This window comes from Stenotrophomonas sp. Nf1, assembly GCF_003028475.1.
GTDB lineage: Bacteria > Pseudomonadota > Gammaproteobacteria > Xanthomonadales > Xanthomonadaceae > Stenotrophomonas.
This window is the reverse complement of the sequence record NZ_PYTV01000019.1, coordinates 1-3045: the sequence shown is the minus strand read 5'-3', so window position 1 is coordinate 3045 and position 3045 is coordinate 1. Positions and strand designations below refer to the sequence as shown.

Genomic DNA, 3045 nt, shown 5'->3' with positions numbered 1-3045 from the left:
CCGTGCCCGGCCGGGCCAGGTTACCGAACAACGCCTGCATGCCGCCCATCGACTGCAGCCATTGATCGCTCAACGGCGTCAGTTCCATGCCACGTGCCAGCGTGGTCTGCTCCGGCAGGCCGGCGCCGTCACGAGTTCGGGATAGAAGTCTCGCCCTACTCGCCCGGCAACCCCAGCTTGGTCGTCCCAAAACCGTACTTGGTTTCCATCAGCTTCTTCACCGGGCCCATACCCTCCACGCTCATCTTCCCGTCCGGGGTACCGCAGCGTGTACCAACCTGCGTCCTTGCGTACTGCAGCTCGGCTTCGCGACTGCGCTTGGGTCGAGGATCGGGCTCCCACCAGGGGAAATGGGCATAGGGCTTGTTGGTCGAGACTTCGTAGCGCCAGCACACGAACGACAGGGTCTCTTTGCCGGCAGCGTCGTAGTCATACACGCGGTAAGAGCTGTAGCCGTTGGTGAGCGGCGTGAGCTTCAGAACGCCCTTCTCGGCGTAGGCGCGCAGGTTTTCGGTGTAGGCGTCACCAGAGACCGGGCCGGACAGAATCACCCGCGTAAGCTTGCCCTTTGCGTCGTAGTTTTCCTGACGATTCAGGTCCAGCGTACGCCACTGTCGTTCCCGAGGGTGCTTTGCACCCGGAGCGAAAATCTCGAATACGCGCTGTCCAGTGCGGTGGAAATACTCACGAACACGCGTATACGCAATCACGCCGTCAAACTGCCCCTTCAACACATCTGGAGATACACGCTCTGCAGGGAAGGTATAGTTCAACTCCTTACCCTCATCTCGACTGCGCTGCTCAAAGATGGGCGTGGCGTCGGACGAAGCGATGGCAAAGGATGCACTCTGAATACCGGTAAGCCCGCGTTTGTCACTCATCTGAAACGATGCACCAACGAGGTGGTGGAAGTTGGCACCGTTGAAGTAATAATCTCCTTGTGCGTACCAGGCACCATCCGTGACCTCGGTCCCAAAACCGACATCCTCTTGCCCCGTGTCCTCCCCAGGCTTGCGCGTAGCCATTTTAGTTATATCCGAAGCCAAGAATCCATCAGGTCGATAGGCGAAGTACCTAGTAACCTTCTTTACAGGCCCATCGCGAAGCTGCGAACACTGAAAGCTGGGCCTATCTGAAACATCCGTCTCAGAGCTTTCATTTGCCACTTCAATTCTACCTTCCTTATCATAGAGCGCACAAAAAATTGTGCTGCTACGCCCATTTACATCAATCTTTCGACTGGATACAAGTCGACCAGACAGATCATAGTGAATGGTGCGAACTTGCCGAAGTTCGAAGTACGGGAGAATCCGCTGGATTGCAGGAAGCGAGTTCGCACCATCGCCACTTACCTTGTGCTCCCTTCGCTTCCACTCCTCCACCCGGCAGAGCCTCGGCCCTTGAGGGCCCGACTCTAGATAGAAGATCGTTCCACCTTCGGAATTGAAAGGCCTGTTCTCCAATTTTGCGACCTCCGGATAGACGCCAATGCGGATGAATGGCGCGACCTCGTTCGCTCGACTCAGACTTATGTGGAATAGATCAATGGGTTCCGGACTGAAGCGGATCATTACATTTCTGTCCGGCGACGCACGCATGTCGCTATTCATCGGCGCACAGTCAGCAAAGGCAGCGCTTGCGCAGGATACTGCACCGAAAAAGGCCATGACTCTAGCGACAGTAAATCTGTTCAAGCCTGCTCTCCATGTCCTTCGTCGACACTTTGACTCGCCAGCATCTCACCTCCACGCAGGCCAGTCTCGCGGGGCAACGCTGCGATGATTTCGTTAGGCATTGTTGCAGCGGGGTCATCCATGCCGTTGCCCCACAAAAGCGGCATCGCCACCCAAAAGCCTTTGACGCGTGATTCGCCCGCCTTCAGCGCCTTCATGGCTTTTTCCACATTGTGCCGTCCCACCGCGCTGGTCACATAGTCATTCACAATGCTTGGCTCTGCCATGAATTGTTCCTGAAGGTCTGGTGGCTGCGCATACAGTATTCGCCTGATGCGACCATCATCACTCAGACCCGCAGACGGAAACCCACCGAATACGGCATCGTACCGCCGAAACGAATCGCGAGGGACGTTGGTAAAAACGCGCTCGTACGCGGTCGCGTTGGAATCCGCTCGCACCCTAATCCCCTTCCACGTAGCGGGACTCGCCGGGCTCTCAATCCTGATACTGGGGCTCTCAACATTGAACCAAGGCAGATATAATGCCGCAGATCCAACACCGCTGTAGGGCTTCTGCTTCTTCTCCGGCAACGGTTGGATCTCCTCCCCCAGGAACTTCCTCCAAAGCTTCATCCGCAGATCCCGCGCAAACTTCCGGGTTATCACCTGCAAGCCATTACCCAGGTCCATCGACTTGGCCGCACCATCCACGATCACTGCGGCGATCTCGGTATCGCCCGTGCCCAGCAGGCTGCGGTCGTTGCAGTTCGCACTTCCAATGATGGCCACGGCGTCGTCCACGATCAGCAGCTTGGAGTGTACGTAACACTGCTCGGTCACCACGTACAAGGGGGTGGCCTGGTCCGCGCCGATCGTATGCGGTGCGTAGTGGTTCTTATGGTTGACGTCGGCAAGGACTCCATAGCTTCTCAGGTTCATTACCGACAGATATTCCTTCCAGCGCCCGGCCTTCACCTCTGCCTGCAGATCGGCCTCTTCCACGCTCGCCTCGCGGATGTCCTTGTCGCGCGCGATCAGTGAACGGCAGATGCGCCGGATCAGGCTGTCGTCGCCACGCAACAGGGTCTGCTGCACCCAGTACTGCTGCTTCAGCACGGCACCATCGAACAGGCTGCCTTCCGGATGCACGGGCAAGGTGATGTACACATGGAAGCCCTGTCCGGCCACGATGGCACGGCGGATGCGCGCGGCGATGGCCGCCACCAGCGGGTTGCTGGCCGCCGACTTCACGCCCTGCTTGCGCTTCACCAGGTCCTGCACGACGCCGGTTTTGCCGATCCGGCCACTCATGGCCACGCCCTTGTCGACGTAGCCGACCTTCTTCTTCTCCGCTTCGGTCATGGGCCGCC

General features: G+C 58.1%; 2 protein-coding genes. Both read right to left on the bottom strand.

All coding sequences use genetic code 11. The features are described 5' to 3' along the window. Window positions 1-155: 155 nt before the first annotated feature. Window positions 156-1025, bottom strand: coding sequence for a hypothetical protein (locus tag C9412_RS20435; protein WP_107233276.1), 870 nt, complete (start codon window positions 1023-1025; stop codon window positions 156-158). Between the two features lie 665 nt (window positions 1026-1690). Continuing rightward, a partial coding sequence (locus C9412_RS20430) for a phospholipase D-like domain-containing protein (RefSeq protein ID WP_258190385.1) occupies window positions 1691-3045 on the bottom strand: 1355 nt, incomplete at its 5' end.

Coding starts and splice junctions, on each gene's coding strand:
- C9412_RS20435 (WP_107233276.1), bottom strand. CDS start 1,025: ATGGCTACGCGCAAGCCTGGGGAGGACACGGGGCAAGAGGATGTCGGT.